The sequence below is a fragment of the Robertmurraya mesotrionivorans genome, from assembly GCF_050971805.1.
GTDB lineage: Bacteria > Bacillota > Bacilli > Bacillales > Cytobacillaceae > Robertmurraya_A.
The window spans coordinates 286,844-304,459 of the sequence record NZ_JBPCCH010000001.1 but is presented as its reverse complement, the minus strand read 5'-3'; the positions used below and the strand labels follow the sequence as shown (position 1 = coordinate 304,459).

The window sequence follows — 17,616 nt, the reverse complement described above, 5'->3', positions numbered from 1 at the left end:
TTATTTTAATAATTCCCTTCTCTCTTCATCATTCGCAAGCGAAAACTCATCCGACTTAAATGCTTCAACAGTCGCATAATTCATATATTCTCCTACATTTACAGAAAGAATATCTGAGACTACCTCATAGACCTTCACGTCCTCCTTCGGCTTTCTCCACTTCTTCTTACTTAAGAACTCCCAAAGACTATCTTGACTGATCGTCCCATATCCAAGAAGGGAAAACTCTTCTATCTTACTAATTAATGCTGGGTGTACTTCTTTACGAAAACGATCGTAACTTTTGTCCATTTCCATATCGAGCCGCCTCCTAATACTAGAGTATAAATTATAGAGAAATTTATAATACCTTGTCATGCTTTGTCCACATGGGTGCATATAGTTAATTGTATATGATTATACCTATTTTGAGAAGGCAGGTAGCGAGATGTCGAAGTTTTTAAAAGGAACAATAATTTTGTTAGTTGCCGGCTTTGTAACAAGAGTTCTTGGTTTTATTAATAGGATTGTGATTGCAAGGTTTATAGGCGAAGAAGGCGTTGGATTATATATGATGGCCTTTCCGACCCTTATTCTTGTTGTCACTCTCACACAACTAGGCCTACCGGTGGCTATTTCAAAAAATATAGCAGAAGCAGAGGCAAAAGGTGATACAAAAAAAATAAAACAAATACTTGTTGTTTCCTTAGCAACAACATTTACTTTATCCCTTATCTTTACTCCTGCTCTATTTTGGCTTGCACCGTACTTATCAGAAACTCTTTTTACAGATCCACGCACACATTTACCATTGCTCGCGATTGCTCCAATCATTCCAATCGTTGCACTATCTTCCGTGCTAAGAGGGTATTTCCAAGGCCGACAAAATATGAAACCGTCTGCCATTTCACAAGTGATTGAACAAGCGGCAAGAATCACATTGATAGCTGTATTAACAAGTATGTTTATGCCATATGGGGTAGAATACGCGGCAGCTGGGGCGATGGTTGCATCTGTAATTGGAGAGCTCATCTCCTTGATTTATTTAATTACTTCATTTAAGCTCAAGAAACAATTTCGGATAAGAAAGAAATTTTTCAAGCATGTACAAGAAGGAAAATCAACATTTCAAGAACTGATGGGCGTTGCTTTACCAACGTTAGGAAGCCGTATGATTGGTTCCATTGCGTGGTTTTTTGAACCGATTGTCGTCTCACATAGCTTAGCTATTGCTGGTGTTGCGGCCATCACTGCAACAAAGCAATATGGAGCACTAACAGGCTTTGCTATGCCGCTTTTACTATTGCCATCGTTTATAACTTTATCGCTGTCCACGTCGCTCGTTCCAGCAATCAGTGAGGCAAATTCACAGAACAATAAAAAGCTGATTGAATATCGACTACAACAAGCACTACGCTTTGCTTTTTTAACGGGTGGATTATCGGTTGTGATACTCTATGTTTTAGCTGAACCGCTTATGGAGGTCATGTATGGATCTTCAAGCGGAGCGTACTTTATTCAAATCATGGCACCATTCTTCCTTTTCTATTACTATCAAGGTCCATTACAAGCTACTCTGCAAGCACTTGATTTAGCAAGGGCCGCTATGATTAACTCGCTCTTTGGTTCCGTTGTAAAAACGGCTGTTATATTTTTATTAGCGAGTCAGCCAAGCTTTGGTATTAAAGGAGCGGCCTTGGGGATCGTTTTCGGCTTTTTAGTTGTGACTCTTCTCCATTTTGCAACGGTTCTGAAGAAGATTTCATTCACCTTTTATATTTGGGATTATTTACTAACCTTTGCTAGTATGGGCGTTTCCGGATGGGCTGGTTTATCCTCCTATAATTACTTCAAAGGGGACTTGCCATTATCACTTAACGTGATCGTAAGCTGTGCGGCCATTACTATCTGCTACACACTATTTATTATCATTGCAGGACAAATTAAAAAAGAAGAAATGATACGAGTACCTTTCATTGGAAATGTATTGTCAAAACTAATTATGCGTTAAAAAAGAGGTGACCGACTGCTCACCTCTTTTTTATGTCTATCAAATCCACAAAAAATTTCCCATCTTGATAGCTGCAAAAGGAAATTTCTTTTACTTGAGTATATCCCAGTTTCTTTAGTTCCTGAAGAAGCCAAAATTTATTTTTTTCTAAGCGCTGTAAATTACTTTCTTGAACCTCCCCATCCAATATTAACGGGATCGTAATCCCCCCTTGATTCCGGCTTTTTTCATAAACAGATAGCTTTCCTGATGTTTCAAGTATCGCAAATTCTACATCAGCAATATTACGAATATCCTTATCTCTTAGCTGTAAAAGGAGATCATCGAAATTGTAGCGTTGTTTTCTCATTTCATGCTCATCGATTTTTCCATTGTTAATTATGATGGAAGGCTTCCCATCTAACATATCCCTAACCTTTTTACTTTTCAAGGAAAAAAAGGCCAAGGTGATTTGAATAATCATGAGCACAGCCATCGGTAAAATATTTTTCACTATTGTTTCATCTGGCTTTTCGATGCCTACGACTGCTATTTCTGCGATCATAATATAGACAACCAAATCTAATACGTTTAACTCTCCAAGCTCTCTCTTCCCCATTAGTCGAAAAATAATAGAAATGACACCGTATAAAATAATTGTCCGAATAACAATTAAAAAATATTGATCCAAAAGAAACGCTCCCTTTATGTTCATTCATTTTATTGTTTGCAAATCTGCAGAAAACATGAACAAAATGTGATTCTATTTAGAAAAGCTCATGAATATGCTTGTACTAAGCAATTACTGAGAAAAGTTAGAAGGGAGAGGGGTCCAATCGAAGAATCGAAAAATTTTGGCAACGCCGTACTATACGGGGTCATAACTGTATTTTTGTTTGCAATTGTTAGTTCGGTTATATTTTCCTTAATTCTCCGATTTACACCAACTAGCGAATCTTCATTACAATTTGTTATTACTGGTGTTTCATTTATCACATTGTTTTTAGGTGGGTTCGTATCAGGGGGAAAAGGGAAACAAAAAGGCTGGTTAGTCGGAGGCCTCACTGGCATTGTTTACACCACAATCATTTTTTTATTCCAATTTTTAGGAATGGATAGTTTATTTTCTTTTGAAGAAATCGTTTATCATGTTTGCTATATTTTAACTGCCATGATGGGCGGAATTTTAGGTGTAAATATAAGTACCACTTCTAAAAGAGCCGCATAATAAAATAGGAAATAAAAGAGGCAAACCCGTTAAGGTTCGCCTCTTTTTATGTGTTATGCATTTGCTACAGAGCTAGATTCGGTTACTTCTCTAATAGCAGCGCGGTCGTATGTAAGACGACTTCCATCACCACATTTAATAACTACCTTGCCTTCGTCTAATGCATCGACTGTTCCGTGTAGGCCACCAATCGTCACGATTTTATCCCCTTTTTTCAGGTCGCTTTGCATTTGCGAAACCGCCTTTTGACGCTTTTGCTGTGGACGAATTAACAGGAAGTAAAATAATGCAAACATTAGGATTAATGGACCTAATGTACCTAATAGTCCTTCCATTGTCTAACCTCCTTTCAATGTCTTATCAATTTAGAAGTTTTTTGCATTCGGCTGATTAAAGCCATATTGCTCAAAAAATTCTTCTCTGAAGTCCCCTAAGCGATCTTCTCTGATTGCTTGTCTGACATTCTCCATTAATTTTAACAGAAAATATAAGTTATGGTAAGTTGTAAGTCTGATTCCGAACGTCTCATCACAACGAATCAAGTGGCGAATATACGCACGAGAATAGTTTTTGCAAGTGTAGCAATCGCAATTTGGATCAAGTGGTCCAAAATCTCTTGCATACTTCGCATTTTTCACAACCAATCTACCTTCACTCGTCATCAATGTTCCGTTTCTAGCTATTCTAGTTGGTAGAACACAATCAAACATATCAATTCCTCGAATAGCCCCATCGATTAGAGAATCTGGAGAACCTACTCCCATTAAATATCTTGGCTTATTCGATGGTAATAGAGGGGTTGTGAATTCTAGAACTCGATTCATAATATCCTTCGGTTCACCAACAGATAAGCCTCCAACTGCATATCCAGGGAAATCGAGAGAAACTAGATCACGTGCACTTTGTTTCCGAAGTTCTTCATATTCTCCACCTTGTACAATACCGAATAATCCTTGATCCTCCGGACGTTGATGCGCACTTAAGCATCTTTCTGCCCAACGTGATGTACGTTCGACCGATTTCTGCATATACTCATACGTAGCAGGAAATGGTGGACATTCATCAAAGGCCATCATGATATCCGAGCCTAATGCATTTTGAATTTCCATCGCTTTTTCCGGCGATAAGAAGAGCTTGTCCCCGTTTAAATGATTTCTGAAATGAACTCCCTCTTCCTCAATCTGGCGAAACTTGCTTAGAGAAAATACTTGGAAGCCACCAGAGTCAGTTAAAATGGCCCGATCCCAGTTCATAAACTTGTGAAGCCCACCAGCCTCTTTAATAATCTCGTGTCCAGGTCGAAGCCAAAGATGATAGGTATTACTTAAAATAATTCCTGCTCCCATCTGAACAAGTTCTTCTGGTGACATCGTTTTTACCGTTGCAAGTGTTCCTACCGGCATAAAGACAGGTGTGTCAAATGAACCGTGTGGTGTATGTACGCGCCCTAGCCTTGCTCCTGTCTGTTTACATGTCTTTATTAATTCGTAACGAATAGCCGTCAAAAATAGTCAACTCCTAGTAAGTAATTAAACAATAAGCATCGCATCGCCAAAACTAAAGAAACGATACTTCTCAGTTACTGCTGTTTCATATGCATGAATAACATTTTCTCTTCCCGCAAGTGCACTTACAAGCATGATTAATGTGGATTTTGGAAGATGGAAATTTGTAATCATCCCGTCAATTCCTTGAAATGTATATCCGGGAAAAATAAAAATATCGGTCCATCCACTTTCTGCGACAAACTCCCCGTTATGCTTCGACGCGATTGTCTCTAATGTTCTCGTGGAGGTAGTTCCAACAGAAATGATTCGTCCACCTTGTTTTTTTACATCATTTAGTAATCGAGCGGTTCCTTCTGTCATCTGATAGAACTCGGCATGCATATCATGTTCTAAAATGTCATCTACACTGACAGGTCGAAATGTCCCTAGTCCAACATGAAGTGTAATAAAGGCGATATGAACCCCACGGGAGCGAATTTCTTCTAAAAGCTCTTCTGTGAAATGAAGACCCGCAGTCGGAGCTGCAGCTGAACCACGTTCTTTAGCAAATACCGTTTGATATCGTTCTCGATCGTCTAATTGTTCTTTTATGTAGGGAGGGAGTGGCATTTCTCCTAACTGCTCTAATACCTCATAAAAAATTCCTTCATAGTTAAATTCAAGAGTTCTTCCTCCGTGCTCGGCTTCCCCGACACACACGGCCGTCAAGAGTCCATCTCCAAATGAAATGACTGTTCCTTCCTTAACCCTTTTCGCTGGCTTTACTAAAGTTTCCCAACGATCTCCATCCAACTGCTTGAGAAGTAATACTTCAATCTTGGCACCGGTTTCTTTTTTTTCACCGAATAATCTCGCAGGCAAGACTCTCGTGTCATTTAGAACCAGGCAATCTCCTGGCCTAATATACTCTACGATATTTTTAAATATAGTATGCTCTAACTTTCCATTTTCCTTGTCTAATACCATTAGTCTACTGTTTGTTCGCTCCTCTAAAGGAGTTTGCGCAATGAGTTCCTCTGGTAAATGAAAATCAAATAAGTCTACTTTCATGCTGTTTCACCCTTCTTAAACACTACAAATATTAACGAAATTTCCCTAAAAAATAAAAAATGGCAGATAAAATAACACTAACAAGAATGGAGGTAACAATGGGGAAATACACAGTCGTGTTTCCCTTTTTCACAATAATATCGCCTGGAAGTCTACCGATATTTATAAACTGCATGAGAAATCCAACGACAAAAATGATTGCCCCTAATGTCATAAGAATCTTTGGAACACCAGTCATTCTGAAGGTACCTCCATTTGAAAATGCTTATAAACCAGATTCGTAACAATTCTGCCTCTTGGAGTTCTTTGAAGAAATCCTATTTGAAGTAAATACGGTTCATATACATCCTCAATCGTATGTGATTCTTCTCCAATTGTTGCTGCAATTGTATCTAATCCCACAGGTCCTCCTCTAAACTTCTCGATGATACCCTTTAATAGTTTATGATCAATATGATCCAAACCTAACGGGTCTACCTGAAGAAGTTGTAAGGAGTGAACGGCTAATGAATAGTCAATCATTCCATTTCCTTTTACTTGAGCAAAATCTCTAACTCGTCTGAGCAGGCGATTCGCAATACGTGGTGTCCCTCTTGAACGCTTGGCAATTTCTAATGCCGCATCTTTTGTAATGTCTACCTGGAACACTTCGGCTGTTCGTAATACGATATCCATCAGCTGATCTTCTTTATAATATTCTAATCTGCTTAAAACTCCAAATCGATCCCGAAGTGGAGCTGAAAGAGAACCTGCTCTAGTTGTGGCACCAACAAGTGTAAATGGTGGTAAATCAAGTCTTACAGACCTAGCTGTTGCCCCTTTTCCAATCACGATGTCAAGGCAAAAATCCTCCATGGCTGGATATAATACTTCTTCTATAGCTCTTGGAAGTCGGTGAATTTCATCGATAAATAATATATCACCAGGTTCAAGTGCTGTTAAAATGGCCGCTAAATCTCCTGGTCTCTCAATTGCTGGACCAGCTGTCGTTCGGATGTTAACTCCCATCTCATTTGCAATAATCGTTGCTAGTGTCGTTTTCCCTAATCCTGGGGGTCCATACAAAAGAACATGATCAAGCGTTTCTTGACGTATTTTGGCAGCCTCTATAAATATTTCTAAATTCTCTTTTACTTTTGTTTGACCGATATATTGTTTTAATGTTAACGGGCGTAAGCTTTGTTCGAATGATAAATCTTGAACATCTGCCTCACCAGAAATAATCCGATCGTCCAATACTCAATCACCCTTTTTCCAACTCTATTTTAAAAGAAGCTGTAGAGCTTTTTTAATATATTGCTCTGTTTCTAGTGTTTCCACTTCAAGCTTCGGAGTAATTTTCTTTATTTCTTTTTCAGAATATCCAAGCGATAGTAATGCTAACATCGCTTCTTCAAGTGCAAGATTTGAATACTTTGGTTGTTCCACATGTATTTCCTCATTGAATAAATTAGGAAAATAATCTGGAAGTGCTTGTGGAAGTTTCCCCTTCAAGTCTAAGATCATTTGTCTAGCAGTTTTCTTTCCTACCCCTGGGAATTTCACTAAAAAAGCTTCATCCTCTTCTTCAATTGCTTGAACCACTTGTTCTGGTACGCCAGACGCTAATATTGCTAACGCTCCTTTTGGCCCAATTCCCGATACATTCAGGAGCTTTGTAAAGAGAATTTTTTCCTCCCTTGAAGAAAAACCGTATAAAGCGATCAAATCTTCTCTTACATAATGATAAGTAAAAATTTGCATCGTTTGGTGAATATTCTTTGAAAAGCTAAAAGGGTTCGGAGTAGATACTTGGTATCCAATGCCTCCTGCCTCTACAACAATATATTCGGGTCCAATAAATTCGACCGTTCCTTTAATATAATCATACATGTAGCTAAAACTCCTCTAAATTTGCTGTACCTCATTGTATCACAATATGTTAGTACATGCCGCTAAATGTAGGATGAAAATACAAAAAGGAACCGATTCCGGCTCCTTTAGTTCGCTTGTTTTTCCTGAACAGTATAATTTTTAAACGTTTCAAGCACTTCGACATACCGATCTTTATTCCTAATCGGTATTCCTTCCTTTAGTTCTTCATGTCTCGTACTTTCTAATTTTCCAATATCCAATTGAAAGAAGGATTGAATAATATTATATTTTTGTGGTTTTCCGTAATAGATCGTTAGCACACCATCGTCTGTAATTCCGAAGTAACCATTAGCTTTTAATAGTGGAGAAATGTCGTCTACATGCTTACGGAACACGACAGACTTATCATCCATATCCACGACCTGCCATTGATCATATTTTGACCAGAACTGTTCCATTGACCAAATCTTCTCCTCCATTTGCTCCTCACTAACTTCTCCGTCTAGATATACTCGTTCAAGAATCACCTTTACTTCAATGGGTTCTAATCTTGGTGTGGTTTTTGAATCTTCTGCTAGGACATAGTTTGTATGAAAAACGAATACGAGAAGCAATATCCCTAAACAACCGATCCATTTGGTTCTCATAATGATCACCTCGTTTGAAAGTTACAATAAAGAGCTAATTTCATGATTCCATTTATATAATGACCATTTTTTTCAAATTTATGCCCATTAACGCACGAAAGAGTTGATCATTTCGATCAACTCTTTCGAATCCTATTCTTTCCCTTGAATTCGGGCCTTTAATGTTCGAAACATCCCTTTTATATCTGCATCAATAGTCTCACGTGGACCACCATCACGTAAGTCATTATCAATATTTCTGATTCTGCTAAATGTTCCTTCATCCGTCACTACCTGTACCGATCTTCCTCGAAGGTAGGGTTGAACCGCTCTAGTGATATCTGCCTTTGTTTCCACATCACGATCGTAGTTCGTTAAATCAACTGCAATTAATACATTGCTTCCATATACTACGGAACGAACATCTTCCACATTGGGAACCTTCGCCGTAACATCACCTATTTTTTCGGCTAAATCTCCTTCATACGCTGTGTAATAGGAGCTTCTTGCTTTACGGGTTTGGTCATCTAAATGCCCGTGATAATTGGCATCTGCATGACTATAACGGTTATCTTTTTCAAAAAAGTTTTTATCCTGTTTAGCTCGAGGGACTGTAGGATTAACAGGATTTCCTGCTTCATCTTTTTGCATTAAATGCTGTCTTCGATTCTCTCTGCTTCTCTGTCCTTCCTCACCAAGAGAGTGATCCATTATTTCTACCAATGGACCATCATTTTCGTTGTAAATTCTTGCATTTCCACCACCGTTATGATTTTCATTCGAGTAGTATCCAAATGGTTGGCTTATTGCTTGATCGCCATCAGTTGCTTCATCCTGGCTACAACCAGCTAAACTAAAAGTTAAGGCAGCAGTAATTGGAAGTAAAACAAGCTTTTTACTCAAGCGAATAACCCCCTCCGCTTATTTGAGAGCATGATCATGCTCATTTATAGGGTGTGAGGGTTCTGGCTTTTTAATCCTGACAGTTACGACCAATTAATCTTCAAGTAAAAGCTTTACCTGCTCTACAAAGCTTTGCCGACTAAAAAATTGCCGTACAGTTAAATCAAGAACCTGTCTTACTTGAAATGTGCTTGAATATTGACGATCTTTAATGAGTCGATTCCATTCACGAAAGATATCTGTTGGAAATAATAAAGCATACAAAAATCCACGATTATTTAAATAGGGTTGTATCTGCTCGTATTCAGTAAGATCATGTAAAGACCAATCGAGACTCGGCAGAATACGATTGCAATATTGTAAGTAATCACAGGCTGGACTACCGATTGAAACTAAGTCAAAATCAATTAAATATAGTTCTGAGTCTATACCACGAATAAAGTTATGGTGTGCTAAATCGCCATGAAGAATCACTTGATCATGATTGTTCAAAAATGAATTTTCTAACTCAAGCCCCTTTAAGGAAAAATCGGCCCATTCCATCACTTCATTTAATATTTCTTGCTGCACAAAAAATTTAATAATGGATAAATTATTAATAAAACGAGCTGCACGTTCTCTCCATTTCAACGTAAGATTGTATTCTTTTAGTACCGTTTGATACCTTCTTGAAAGCTTTCCTGTAGTCTGGTGAAATTCTTCAAGGAGACGAAGCCCATCTTTTCTTTCTTCTTCCGATTCATAAGAAAAAGGACTGCTGGAGGATAGTGGTATGTGCTCAAGACATCCGTAATACATATCGTCTAAGTAAAGTGGTGATTCCTTTTCGAGGTTTTGAAAAATGTATGAGTACTTAAACCCTTCTTGTCTTAAAGACGCAGCAAAAGCCTTTTGGATCTGCAGTTTTCTTAAATGACTAAACCCCTTTAGCACAACAAGTTGATTACTCGTTTCTAACAGATATACGTTCTTCCTAATTGGTTGAATGGATTCAATCGGAGTGACGAGCTCTTCCTGTAAATAGGAGAAGAGACGATTTAGAGTTAAATCGTCTCCACTAACATTATTCATCATTTCCATCATTCGTATTTTGACCTCTAGGCATTCCATATGCTGATGGTCCGTACCCATAAGGATTCATATATGGCGGCTGTGCCATGGGTTGCCCGTAGGATGGAGCATACACTGGTGGCATACCTGGAGCAAAGCCTGCTCCCATTCCGTATGGCGTCATGGCAGGACCACCACATCCACAATCATCCTGTACGCCTTGTACGGCTGGAGCTGGATAATTTGGTGCTAAAGGCATTTGGTGATTGCCCATACTCGGTGATTCCATTTGATCCATTACCCCTTGCACTTGTGGCATTGGACTATATGGCATTTGTTGTGGCATACCCATAGATGGATAACCTGGTGGGTAGTATCCTGGTCCAGGCATCACTGGTCCACAATGAAATAGCGGTGCAGGATATGGCGGATAAGGATACATTGGAGCTTGATACATTGGAGTATCTTGAACTCCAGCTACTTCTGTTGGCATTAATGGCATTTGTGCATCCTGTGCACCCATCACTTGACTTGGCATCATTGGCATTTGTGCATCCTGCGCACCCATCACTTGACTTGGCATCATTGGCATTTGTGCATCCTGCGCACCCATCACTTGACCTGGCATCATCGGCATTTGCGCATTCTGTGCACCCATCACTTGACCTGGCATCATTGGCATTTGCGTATCTTGTACGCCCATCACTTGACCTGGCATCATTGGCATCTGCGGCATAAATGATGATGATTCATCATCGAACTGTTGCATGCCCATTCCTGGAACTCCTGGCATCATTCCATACGGCATAGTTGGCATTGCAGGCGCACCTGTCATTGCACCTTGAACCTGAGGATATGGTGCTTGAGGAGCAAAACCTGTTGGCTGACCAAATCCTGGAGTAGCTTGTGGATACGGATAGAAATTTTGTGGGTACATTGGATTCATGGGTTCGTAACCCCCTCCTTGAGTAAAGTTTGGAACGTCAGTATTGGCCTCTGGCAGTGGTTTCACACCTTTAATTGGCTTCACTTCCGGCAATGGTTTTACCTCTGGTAAAGGCTTCATTTCCGCAGGATGCTGTTTGGGTTGCATTGGAAATTGTGGTGCTGGTTGAGATTTTAATTCGGCAGGCGCCAATTGTTTTGGCTTTACCTCTTCTTTAACTGGTTTCGGCGGCTTCGGTACTGGCTTTGCAGGTTGTTGCGGTTGTACAGATAAATTCGCCATATTCATCATATAATAGTTGTTAATATCAATTTCAGGTATCATTGGCTGTGGCATTTTAGGCTTGAACGGCTTCTTCGGAGCCTCAGCAATTGGTTCGATTTGCTCCTCCATCTTTGGCGGTTGTTCAATCGGCATTTCTTTTTTAGGCGCTTCTTTTGGTGCAAGAGCAATTGGCTGTTCTTTAGGCATCTCTTTTTTTGTACCCATATTTATTTTCGCTTCCGGCTTTCCAGTGATAGGTGCTTCTTTCTTTATCATTCCACCACCGGTTGGTACTTTGATTTTCATACCGGGCATGATCATATCAGGGTTACTGAGCTGCGTATTCATTTTTTTCAGCTCTTCAAAATTCACGCCGTACTTCTTGGCGATTTTCCAAAGAGTATCCCCTTTCTGTACGATATGGATTTTCACTCTGATTTCCCTCCTATGCGTAAGTCCATATATTGTATGTCGGAGTGGGCAAATTGCTAACAATCTACATAAAAACTTATGAAATTTTAAAAAAGAATATGAATTGTCCACTTTTTTCTCACAAAAAAAACCTCCAAATGATTGGAGGACTTTAGCATTTTAGGATTGGTCGAGCATTCTTGTTAGAGCAAGCTTTGCATACTCTGCAATTTCAGCCTCGACCTTAATGATATTATGAAGTTCACCTTGCTCTATACTTTCCAACGCCCATAATAAATGGGGTAAATCAATACGATTCATGGTGAGACACGGACACATATGCGGGTTTAAAGATACAATTTGTTTATCTGGGTGGTCCTGAATAATTCGATTCACTAGATTCATCTCCGTTCCAATGGCCCAAGCGGAACCGGCAGGTGATGCCTCAATTTGCTGAATAATATAATTTGTCGAACCAGCTAAATCAGATAGCTCCACTACCTCGCGTTTACACTCTGGATGAACAATAATTTTCATATCAGGCTTATTGGCACGTATATCCGCAATGTTTTGAACGGTAAAGTTCTCATGAACAGAGCAATGTCCCTTCCATAAAATCACCTTTACCTCTTCTAAATCACCTTTGTATTGTAAAGTATTGGAGATAGGATCCCAAACCGCCATTTTATCTAACGATACACCTAAATTAAAAGCCGTATTTCTCCCTAAATGCTGGTCAGGAAGAAATAAAATTCGATCCTTTTGAGTAAACGCCCATGAGACCATATGTTCAGCATTGGACGAAGTGACTGTTGCCCCACCATGTTTCCCAACAAAAGACTTAATAGCCGCAGTGGAATTCACATAGGTTAAGGGAAGAATCGTATCACCAAATACATCCTGCAACTCTGCCCATGCTCGTTCCGTTTGGTAAATATCGGCCATATCTGCCATTGAGCACCCTGCTCGCATATCAGGCAGTATCACTTTTTGTGAATCATTGGTTAAAATATCCGCCGTTTCAGCCATAAAGTGAACGCCACAAAACACAATATATTCCGCTTCTTGATTTTCTGCAGAAAGCTGGGCAAGCTTTAATGAATCTCCCGTATCATCTGCAAATTGTATTACTTCATCTTTTTGATAATGATGCCCGGGGATATATAGTTTGTTTCCTAATCTTTCTTTAATGGCTCGTACTCTGTTTTCCATTTCATCCTTCGTTAGTTCTTTGTATAAATCAGGCAGAAGCTTATTTTTTTCAACCACTTCAAATAAATTCATCCCATTCATCCTCTCTTACTTCACATGAACTTTCGCACTAATATCTATTGATTGAATCGTATGTGTTAAAAATCCTAATGAAATCACATCGACTCCTGTATGCTTGTACTTATACAGGTTCTCTAACGTAATGCCACCAGAAGCTTCCGTTACGATTCCGTCCGGAACGAGTGTGATCCACTCTTTGATTTCATCAGGTGTACGATTATCAAACATAATCACATCTGCACCAGCATCAATCGCCTCTAACAACTGCTCCCTCGATTCAATTTCCACTTCGATTTTAACCATATGCCCTAAATTGGATTTTACATTTTCCACCGCTTTTGAAATAGAGCCTGCAAAAGCGATATGATTGTCTTTAATCATTACTCCATCGTATAAACCAAAGCGGTGGTTAAAACCTCCACCACATCGAACCGCATATTTTTCAAGCATTCGAAGACCTGGTGTCGTTTTACGTGTATCTACAATTCTAGTGGAAGTAGAATCTACTATATTTACAGCTTCTTTTGTTCGAGTAGCAATTCCACTCATTCGCTGAACAAGGTTAAGGACCACTCTTTCCCCCTTCAATAACGTGGTTACTTGACCAGTTATGGTTACTAGCTTCTGGCCTTTTTTAAACCGTTCTCCATCCCTTACTTCCAGATCAATAACCACGTCATTGTCTAGAAGGGTGAATCCTGTCCGGATGATCTCTTCCCCACAGAATATGCCATTCTCTTTTGCAATAAATACAAGTTCCCCTTGCTCATCATCGCCAAAAATCAATTCACTTGTTGTATCTCTCTCCCCAATATCCTCCAGGAAAAATTGCTCAAGTTGCAAACGCAGCTTTAATTTGTTCATAGGAATCTCCCTGCTCCTGTCTATGTTTTAAAATAATTTTTTTCTCTAACCATCCGCTATCTTCAAATGGAAAATCCTCGCGGAAATGGCCACCTCGGCTCTCTTCTCGAAGAAGTGCTGATTTCGTAACTAACCAAGCGGTAATTAACATAAAAATCACTTGGATATCTTCCTTTGATTTTTCATCGATTGAATAACTAATCAGCTCCTGTATTTGGAAGCTCTCTAGCCAAGATAAATGCTCTTGTAGATCTTTTTTGTTTCTTACAATCCCTGCATGTTTCATCATATTTGCCTGTATAACTGTCTTATCCGGGAGAGAAACGGTTCCCATCTTCCTTGAACTTCTTTCGATGAAGGAAGATAATGATGAATCCTTCTTTACTGTTTGATTGATTATACCGGCAAGCCTCTCCCCGAAAAAAAGACCTTCTAATAAGGAGTTACTAGCTAATCGGTTGGCACCGTGTATTCCTGTGTAAGCTACCTCGCCAATTGCATATAGGTTCTGGATACTTGTACGTCCATAATGATCGGTTTTCACTCCACCCATTAAAAAATGGCAGCCAGGTACAACTGGTATAATACCTTTTGAAAGGTCAACTCGATTCTCCTCACACATTTTAGTTATGGTTGGGAACTTTTTAGTAAATTCTTTTATATTACGAATATCTAAAAATACTTGCTCACCTGCTTGCAAATAATCAAATATCGTTTGTGACACAATATGTCTTGGTGCTAGGTCTTCCATGGGATGTACATTTTTCATAATTCTTGTTCCATCCTGTAAAGTTAGAAATGCCCCTTCACCACGAACTGCTTCCGAAACTAGTCCTTGACACTTCCCTTCAACAAACAAAAGAGTTGGGTGGAATTGAATAAATTCTAAATCTGCCACTTCCGCACCTGCACGGTATGCTAGTGCAATCCCATCCCCGACTACTGTTTCTGCATTAGAAGTAAAACTATAAATCTGACCAAGTCCTCCTGTTGCTAGAACAACATGGTTTGCAAGAAAAACTTTTGTCTCTCCATGTTTATTTTTAGCTTTTACCCCGATACACTTTCCATCTATAACCAATAACTCGTAAACAACCATTTCTTCGATTATTTGTACGTGCATGGTTTCCTTTAAAAAAAAATTCATTACATTTTTCCCTGTTGCATCCCCACCGCTATGAACGATTCGGTTATGACTATGTGCACCTTCCAATCCAAGCAGTAAGCTGCCATCTTTCGCTCGGTCAAACGTACATCCATCACAAACCATTTCATTAATTAGGTCTGGAGCCATTTCTGTCATTTCTTTCACTAGCTCTCGATCATTCGTGTACCTTCCTGCCTCCAACGTATCAAGATAATGTTTGTCTGGATGGTCTTCCATAGCTATTGCCGCCGCTATGCCCCCCTGAGCAAGATTAGAATTTCCATCTGCCGCTTGTGACTTTGTGAGAACAATCACATTCATATCACAGCTAAGCTTCTTTGCTAATTGCAAAGCAGCCACTCCACTTCCAATAATTAAAACATCGGAGTGTATCATTTTTATCACCATCCGTATTTTACAGGTGTCTTGACACTTATATTTACATACAATTACAATTATGACAAGTGTTTTATGAAGGAAATCTAGTAGTTTGGAGGACAACAATGAAATATTTTGATTATGCTGCTACTTGTCCACTGGACCCCGAAGCTGCCTCAGTATTTGTTAAGGCATCAACAGAGTATTATGGAAATTCTCAAAGCCTACATGATATTGGAAGTCGAGCATCCACCTTACTTGAAGGGTGCAGGGAGGAAATTGCAAGATTACTAGGTGTAAAGAAGGAAGGAGTATATTTTACCAGTGGAGGTTCTGAAGGGAATTTTCTTGGAATTCAATCTCTTTTATCCCAATCATCAAAAAAAGGCAAGCATATTATCACGAATATTGCTGAACATTCCTCTATCCATTCATCCTTAAAAATGTTAAAAGGCTATGAGATAACTGAATTGCCCTTAATGGAAAATGGAATGATTGATGTACAGCAGTTTCAATCCGCTATTCGTGATGATACCGTCCTTGCTTGTATACAACATGTTAATTCTGAGATTGGAACGATACAACCACTAAATGAAATTGGTACGCTTTGTAAGGAAAATGGAATTCTCCTACACAGTGACTGTGTACAATCCTTTGGGAAGTTGGATGTAAAAACGATTTCTCCATTCGTAGATAGCCTTGCGATCTCAGGTCATAAAATATATGGGCCTAAAGGGATTGGCGCGCTATATGTTTCACCATCCATTCCATTTGATTCTTATTACCCAAACACGTCACATGAGCGTGGAATGAGACCAGGAACAGTGAATATTCCTGCAATTGTTAGCATGGTTACAGCTGCCAGTAAAAGTGTAAGAAACTTAACTCATAATTTTGAACACATGAAATCTTTACGTGAACAGTTTCTCTCCCATCTAATGGAAGTAAGAGATGAATTCATTATTCATGGTAATGTAGATGAACAGCTACCATCCATCCTAGGTCTCCGAATAAAAGGACTTGAAGGCCAATGGGTAATGCTAGAGGCTAACCGTAAAGGATACGCAATCTCTACTGGAAGTGCCTGCCAAGTGGGACTGACTACCCCCTCCAAAACGATGCTCGCACTAGGGATAGATGATAAGTCAGCAAAAGAGTTCATCCGTATATCATTCGGGGTTCATACAACTGAAGCGGATGTGAAAGGATTGGCTCAAACCATTATTGCTATCATCCATGAAGCACCACAGCGTGATAATCAAATAACAAGTATGGTAAAATAATCGTAGTGTTGACAATAAGGGAGACGTTTAAAATGAATGAGAAAAAGATATTAGGAGAAAACCGTCGTGAGCTCATTCTTGAATGGCTAAAATCAAGTGGTGCACCGATTACTGGAGGGGAACTCTCAACAAGAACGAATGTTAGCAGACAAGTAATTGTTGGGGACATTACGCTTTTAAAGGCGAAGGGCGAGCCAATTATGGCAACGAGCCAGGGCTATTTATATCTTTCCAATCAAGTGAACGATGCTCCTATTTACCGAACCATTGCCTGTTCACATCCCCCTGAGCAGGCAGAAGAAGAATTAAATTTGCTCGTTGATCATGGAGTTACTGTCAAAGACGTAAGAATTGAACATCCAATATACGGCGATTTGACAGCATCAATTATGGTGTCAAATCGTAGAGAAGTAAAGCAATTTTTAGAAAAGATGCAATCAACCAAATCTTCCTACCTCTCAGAGTTAACAGGAGGGATTCATATTCACACCATCTCCGCACCATCTGAACAAATCCTTGATCAAGTCGAAGAAGCACTGGGAAAATCCGGATTTCTCATTGATCGAAAATAAAAAAACCTAGTTGCTCGTAAAAGCAACTAGGTTTTTTGTCCAGCTCCAGCGCCTAGCCCCTCGAGGGAATAATTTAAAGCCATTATTCCTAGGTCATAAGCCAAATCTCTCCAGAAGGCAGGCCTTCCTGCGTGATTAGACTTATGCTTGTCGGGGCTTAGCAAGGCGCTTACGCTTTTCTTTTTACCCTATTTCATGATAATATGGATAGCTGCCAAGCACCGATACACTACAACCGAGCGCTTCTAGTTCGGCAATTGCACCTGGGATCAGAACCTCGTCCATCTTTTC

Annotated in this window: 19 protein-coding genes; 4 read left to right on the top strand and 15 right to left on the bottom strand. The window is 39.4% G+C overall.

The features are described 5' to 3' along the window. Positions 1-297: a post-transcriptional regulator gene (locus ACRX5O_RS01495; RefSeq protein ID WP_433904320.1), complete on the bottom strand. Its 297-nt coding sequence runs from the start codon at positions 295-297 to the stop codon at positions 1-3. A 130-nt stretch (positions 298-427) separates the two neighbouring features. Between ACRX5O_RS01495 and spoVB the strand changes: the two genes are divergently transcribed. Beyond that, entirely contained in the window at positions 428-1,990 is a 1,563-nt protein-coding gene (spoVB, locus tag ACRX5O_RS01490; protein WP_433904319.1) for a stage V sporulation protein B, read from the top strand. Between the two features lie 19 nt (positions 1,991-2,009). On the opposite strand, the gene ACRX5O_RS01485 is transcribed toward spoVB, so the two are convergent. After that, positions 2,010-2,660, bottom strand: a complete 651-nt coding sequence (locus tag ACRX5O_RS01485) for a DUF421 domain-containing protein (RefSeq protein WP_433904318.1) — start codon at positions 2,658-2,660, stop codon at positions 2,010-2,012. A 114-nt stretch (positions 2,661-2,774) separates the two neighbouring features. Between ACRX5O_RS01485 and ACRX5O_RS01480 the strand changes: the two genes are divergently transcribed. After that, complete coding sequence (locus ACRX5O_RS01480) at positions 2,775-3,197, top strand: TIGR04086 family membrane protein (protein WP_433904740.1); 423 nt, start codon at positions 2,775-2,777, stop codon at positions 3,195-3,197. A 53-nt stretch (positions 3,198-3,250) separates the two neighbouring features. Here ACRX5O_RS01480 and yajC read toward each other — a convergent pair whose 3' ends face one another. The 13 genes from yajC to nadB all read right to left on the bottom strand — a co-directional run bounded on the left by yajC (position 3,251) and on the right by nadB (position 15,488). Beyond that, a complete protein-coding gene (gene yajC, locus ACRX5O_RS01475) occupies positions 3,251-3,532 on the bottom strand; it encodes a preprotein translocase subunit YajC (RefSeq protein ID WP_251514071.1) in 282 nt (93 codons plus the stop codon). 30 nt (positions 3,533-3,562) lie between these two features. Continuing rightward, positions 3,563-4,702, bottom strand: a complete 1,140-nt coding sequence (gene tgt / locus ACRX5O_RS01470; RefSeq protein WP_391560266.1) for a tRNA guanosine(34) transglycosylase Tgt — start codon at positions 4,700-4,702, stop codon at positions 3,563-3,565. A gap of 24 nt (positions 4,703-4,726) precedes the next feature. Further along, complete coding sequence (queA, locus tag ACRX5O_RS01465) at positions 4,727-5,755, bottom strand: tRNA preQ1(34) S-adenosylmethionine ribosyltransferase-isomerase QueA (RefSeq protein WP_433904317.1); 1,029 nt, start codon at positions 5,753-5,755, stop codon at positions 4,727-4,729. A gap of 31 nt (positions 5,756-5,786) precedes the next feature. Continuing rightward, the gene (locus ACRX5O_RS01460) at positions 5,787-5,993 is read right to left on the bottom strand and encodes a DUF2905 domain-containing protein (protein ID WP_433904316.1); all 207 of its coding nucleotides are present in this window, start codon (positions 5,991-5,993) and stop codon (positions 5,787-5,789) included. Further along, positions 5,990-6,991 (bottom strand): Holliday junction branch migration DNA helicase RuvB, encoded by a 1,002-nt coding sequence (gene ruvB, locus ACRX5O_RS01455; protein WP_433904315.1) that lies wholly within the window; start codon positions 6,989-6,991, stop codon positions 5,990-5,992. The genes ACRX5O_RS01460 and ruvB overlap by 4 nt, the downstream gene beginning before the upstream one ends. A 24-nt stretch (positions 6,992-7,015) precedes the next feature. After that, positions 7,016-7,627 carry a Holliday junction branch migration protein RuvA gene (gene ruvA / locus ACRX5O_RS01450; protein ID WP_433904314.1) on the bottom strand — a complete coding sequence of 204 codons (612 nt, stop codon included), beginning with the start codon at positions 7,625-7,627 and terminating at the stop codon, positions 7,016-7,018. Positions 7,628-7,734: 107 nt separating this feature from the next. Further along, on the bottom strand, positions 7,735-8,256 hold the full coding sequence (locus ACRX5O_RS01445) for a BofC C-terminal domain-containing protein (protein WP_433904313.1): 522 nt from the start codon (positions 8,254-8,256) through the stop codon (positions 7,735-7,737). 132 nt (positions 8,257-8,388) lie between these two features. After that, the gene (locus ACRX5O_RS01440) at positions 8,389-9,138 is read right to left on the bottom strand and encodes a YhcN/YlaJ family sporulation lipoprotein (RefSeq protein ID WP_433904312.1); all 750 of its coding nucleotides are present in this window, start codon (positions 9,136-9,138) and stop codon (positions 8,389-8,391) included. A gap of 93 nt (positions 9,139-9,231) precedes the next feature. After that, positions 9,232-10,221, bottom strand: a complete 990-nt coding sequence (locus ACRX5O_RS01435) for a phosphotransferase (protein ID WP_433904311.1) — start codon at positions 10,219-10,221, stop codon at positions 9,232-9,234. Beyond that, entirely contained in the window at positions 10,202-11,830 is a 1,629-nt protein-coding gene (gene safA / locus ACRX5O_RS01430; protein WP_433904310.1) for a SafA/ExsA family spore coat assembly protein, read from the bottom strand. The genes ACRX5O_RS01435 and safA overlap by 20 nt, the downstream gene beginning before the upstream one ends. Before the next feature lie 159 nt (positions 11,831-11,989). Beyond that, on the bottom strand, positions 11,990-13,093 hold the full coding sequence (gene nadA / locus ACRX5O_RS01425; RefSeq protein ID WP_433904309.1) for a quinolinate synthase NadA: 1,104 nt from the start codon (positions 13,091-13,093) through the stop codon (positions 11,990-11,992). A gap of 15 nt (positions 13,094-13,108) precedes the next feature. Then, positions 13,109-13,945, bottom strand: a complete 837-nt coding sequence (gene nadC, locus ACRX5O_RS01420; RefSeq protein WP_433904308.1) for a carboxylating nicotinate-nucleotide diphosphorylase — start codon at positions 13,943-13,945, stop codon at positions 13,109-13,111. Further along, positions 13,914-15,488, bottom strand: a complete 1,575-nt coding sequence (gene nadB, locus ACRX5O_RS01415) for an L-aspartate oxidase (RefSeq protein WP_433904307.1) — start codon at positions 15,486-15,488, stop codon at positions 13,914-13,916. Before nadB ends, nadC begins: the two co-directional genes overlap by 32 nt. 107 nt (positions 15,489-15,595) lie before the next feature. Between nadB and ACRX5O_RS01410 the strand changes: the two genes are divergently transcribed. Further along, the gene (locus ACRX5O_RS01410; protein ID WP_433904306.1) at positions 15,596-16,753 is read left to right on the top strand and encodes an IscS subfamily cysteine desulfurase; all 1,158 of its coding nucleotides are present in this window, start codon (positions 15,596-15,598) and stop codon (positions 16,751-16,753) included. Positions 16,754-16,785: 32 nt separating this feature from the next. Then, positions 16,786-17,325 (top strand): transcription repressor NadR, encoded by a 540-nt coding sequence (locus ACRX5O_RS01405; RefSeq protein ID WP_433904305.1) that lies wholly within the window; start codon positions 16,786-16,788, stop codon positions 17,323-17,325. The last annotated feature ends 291 nt before the right edge of the window (positions 17,326-17,616 follow it).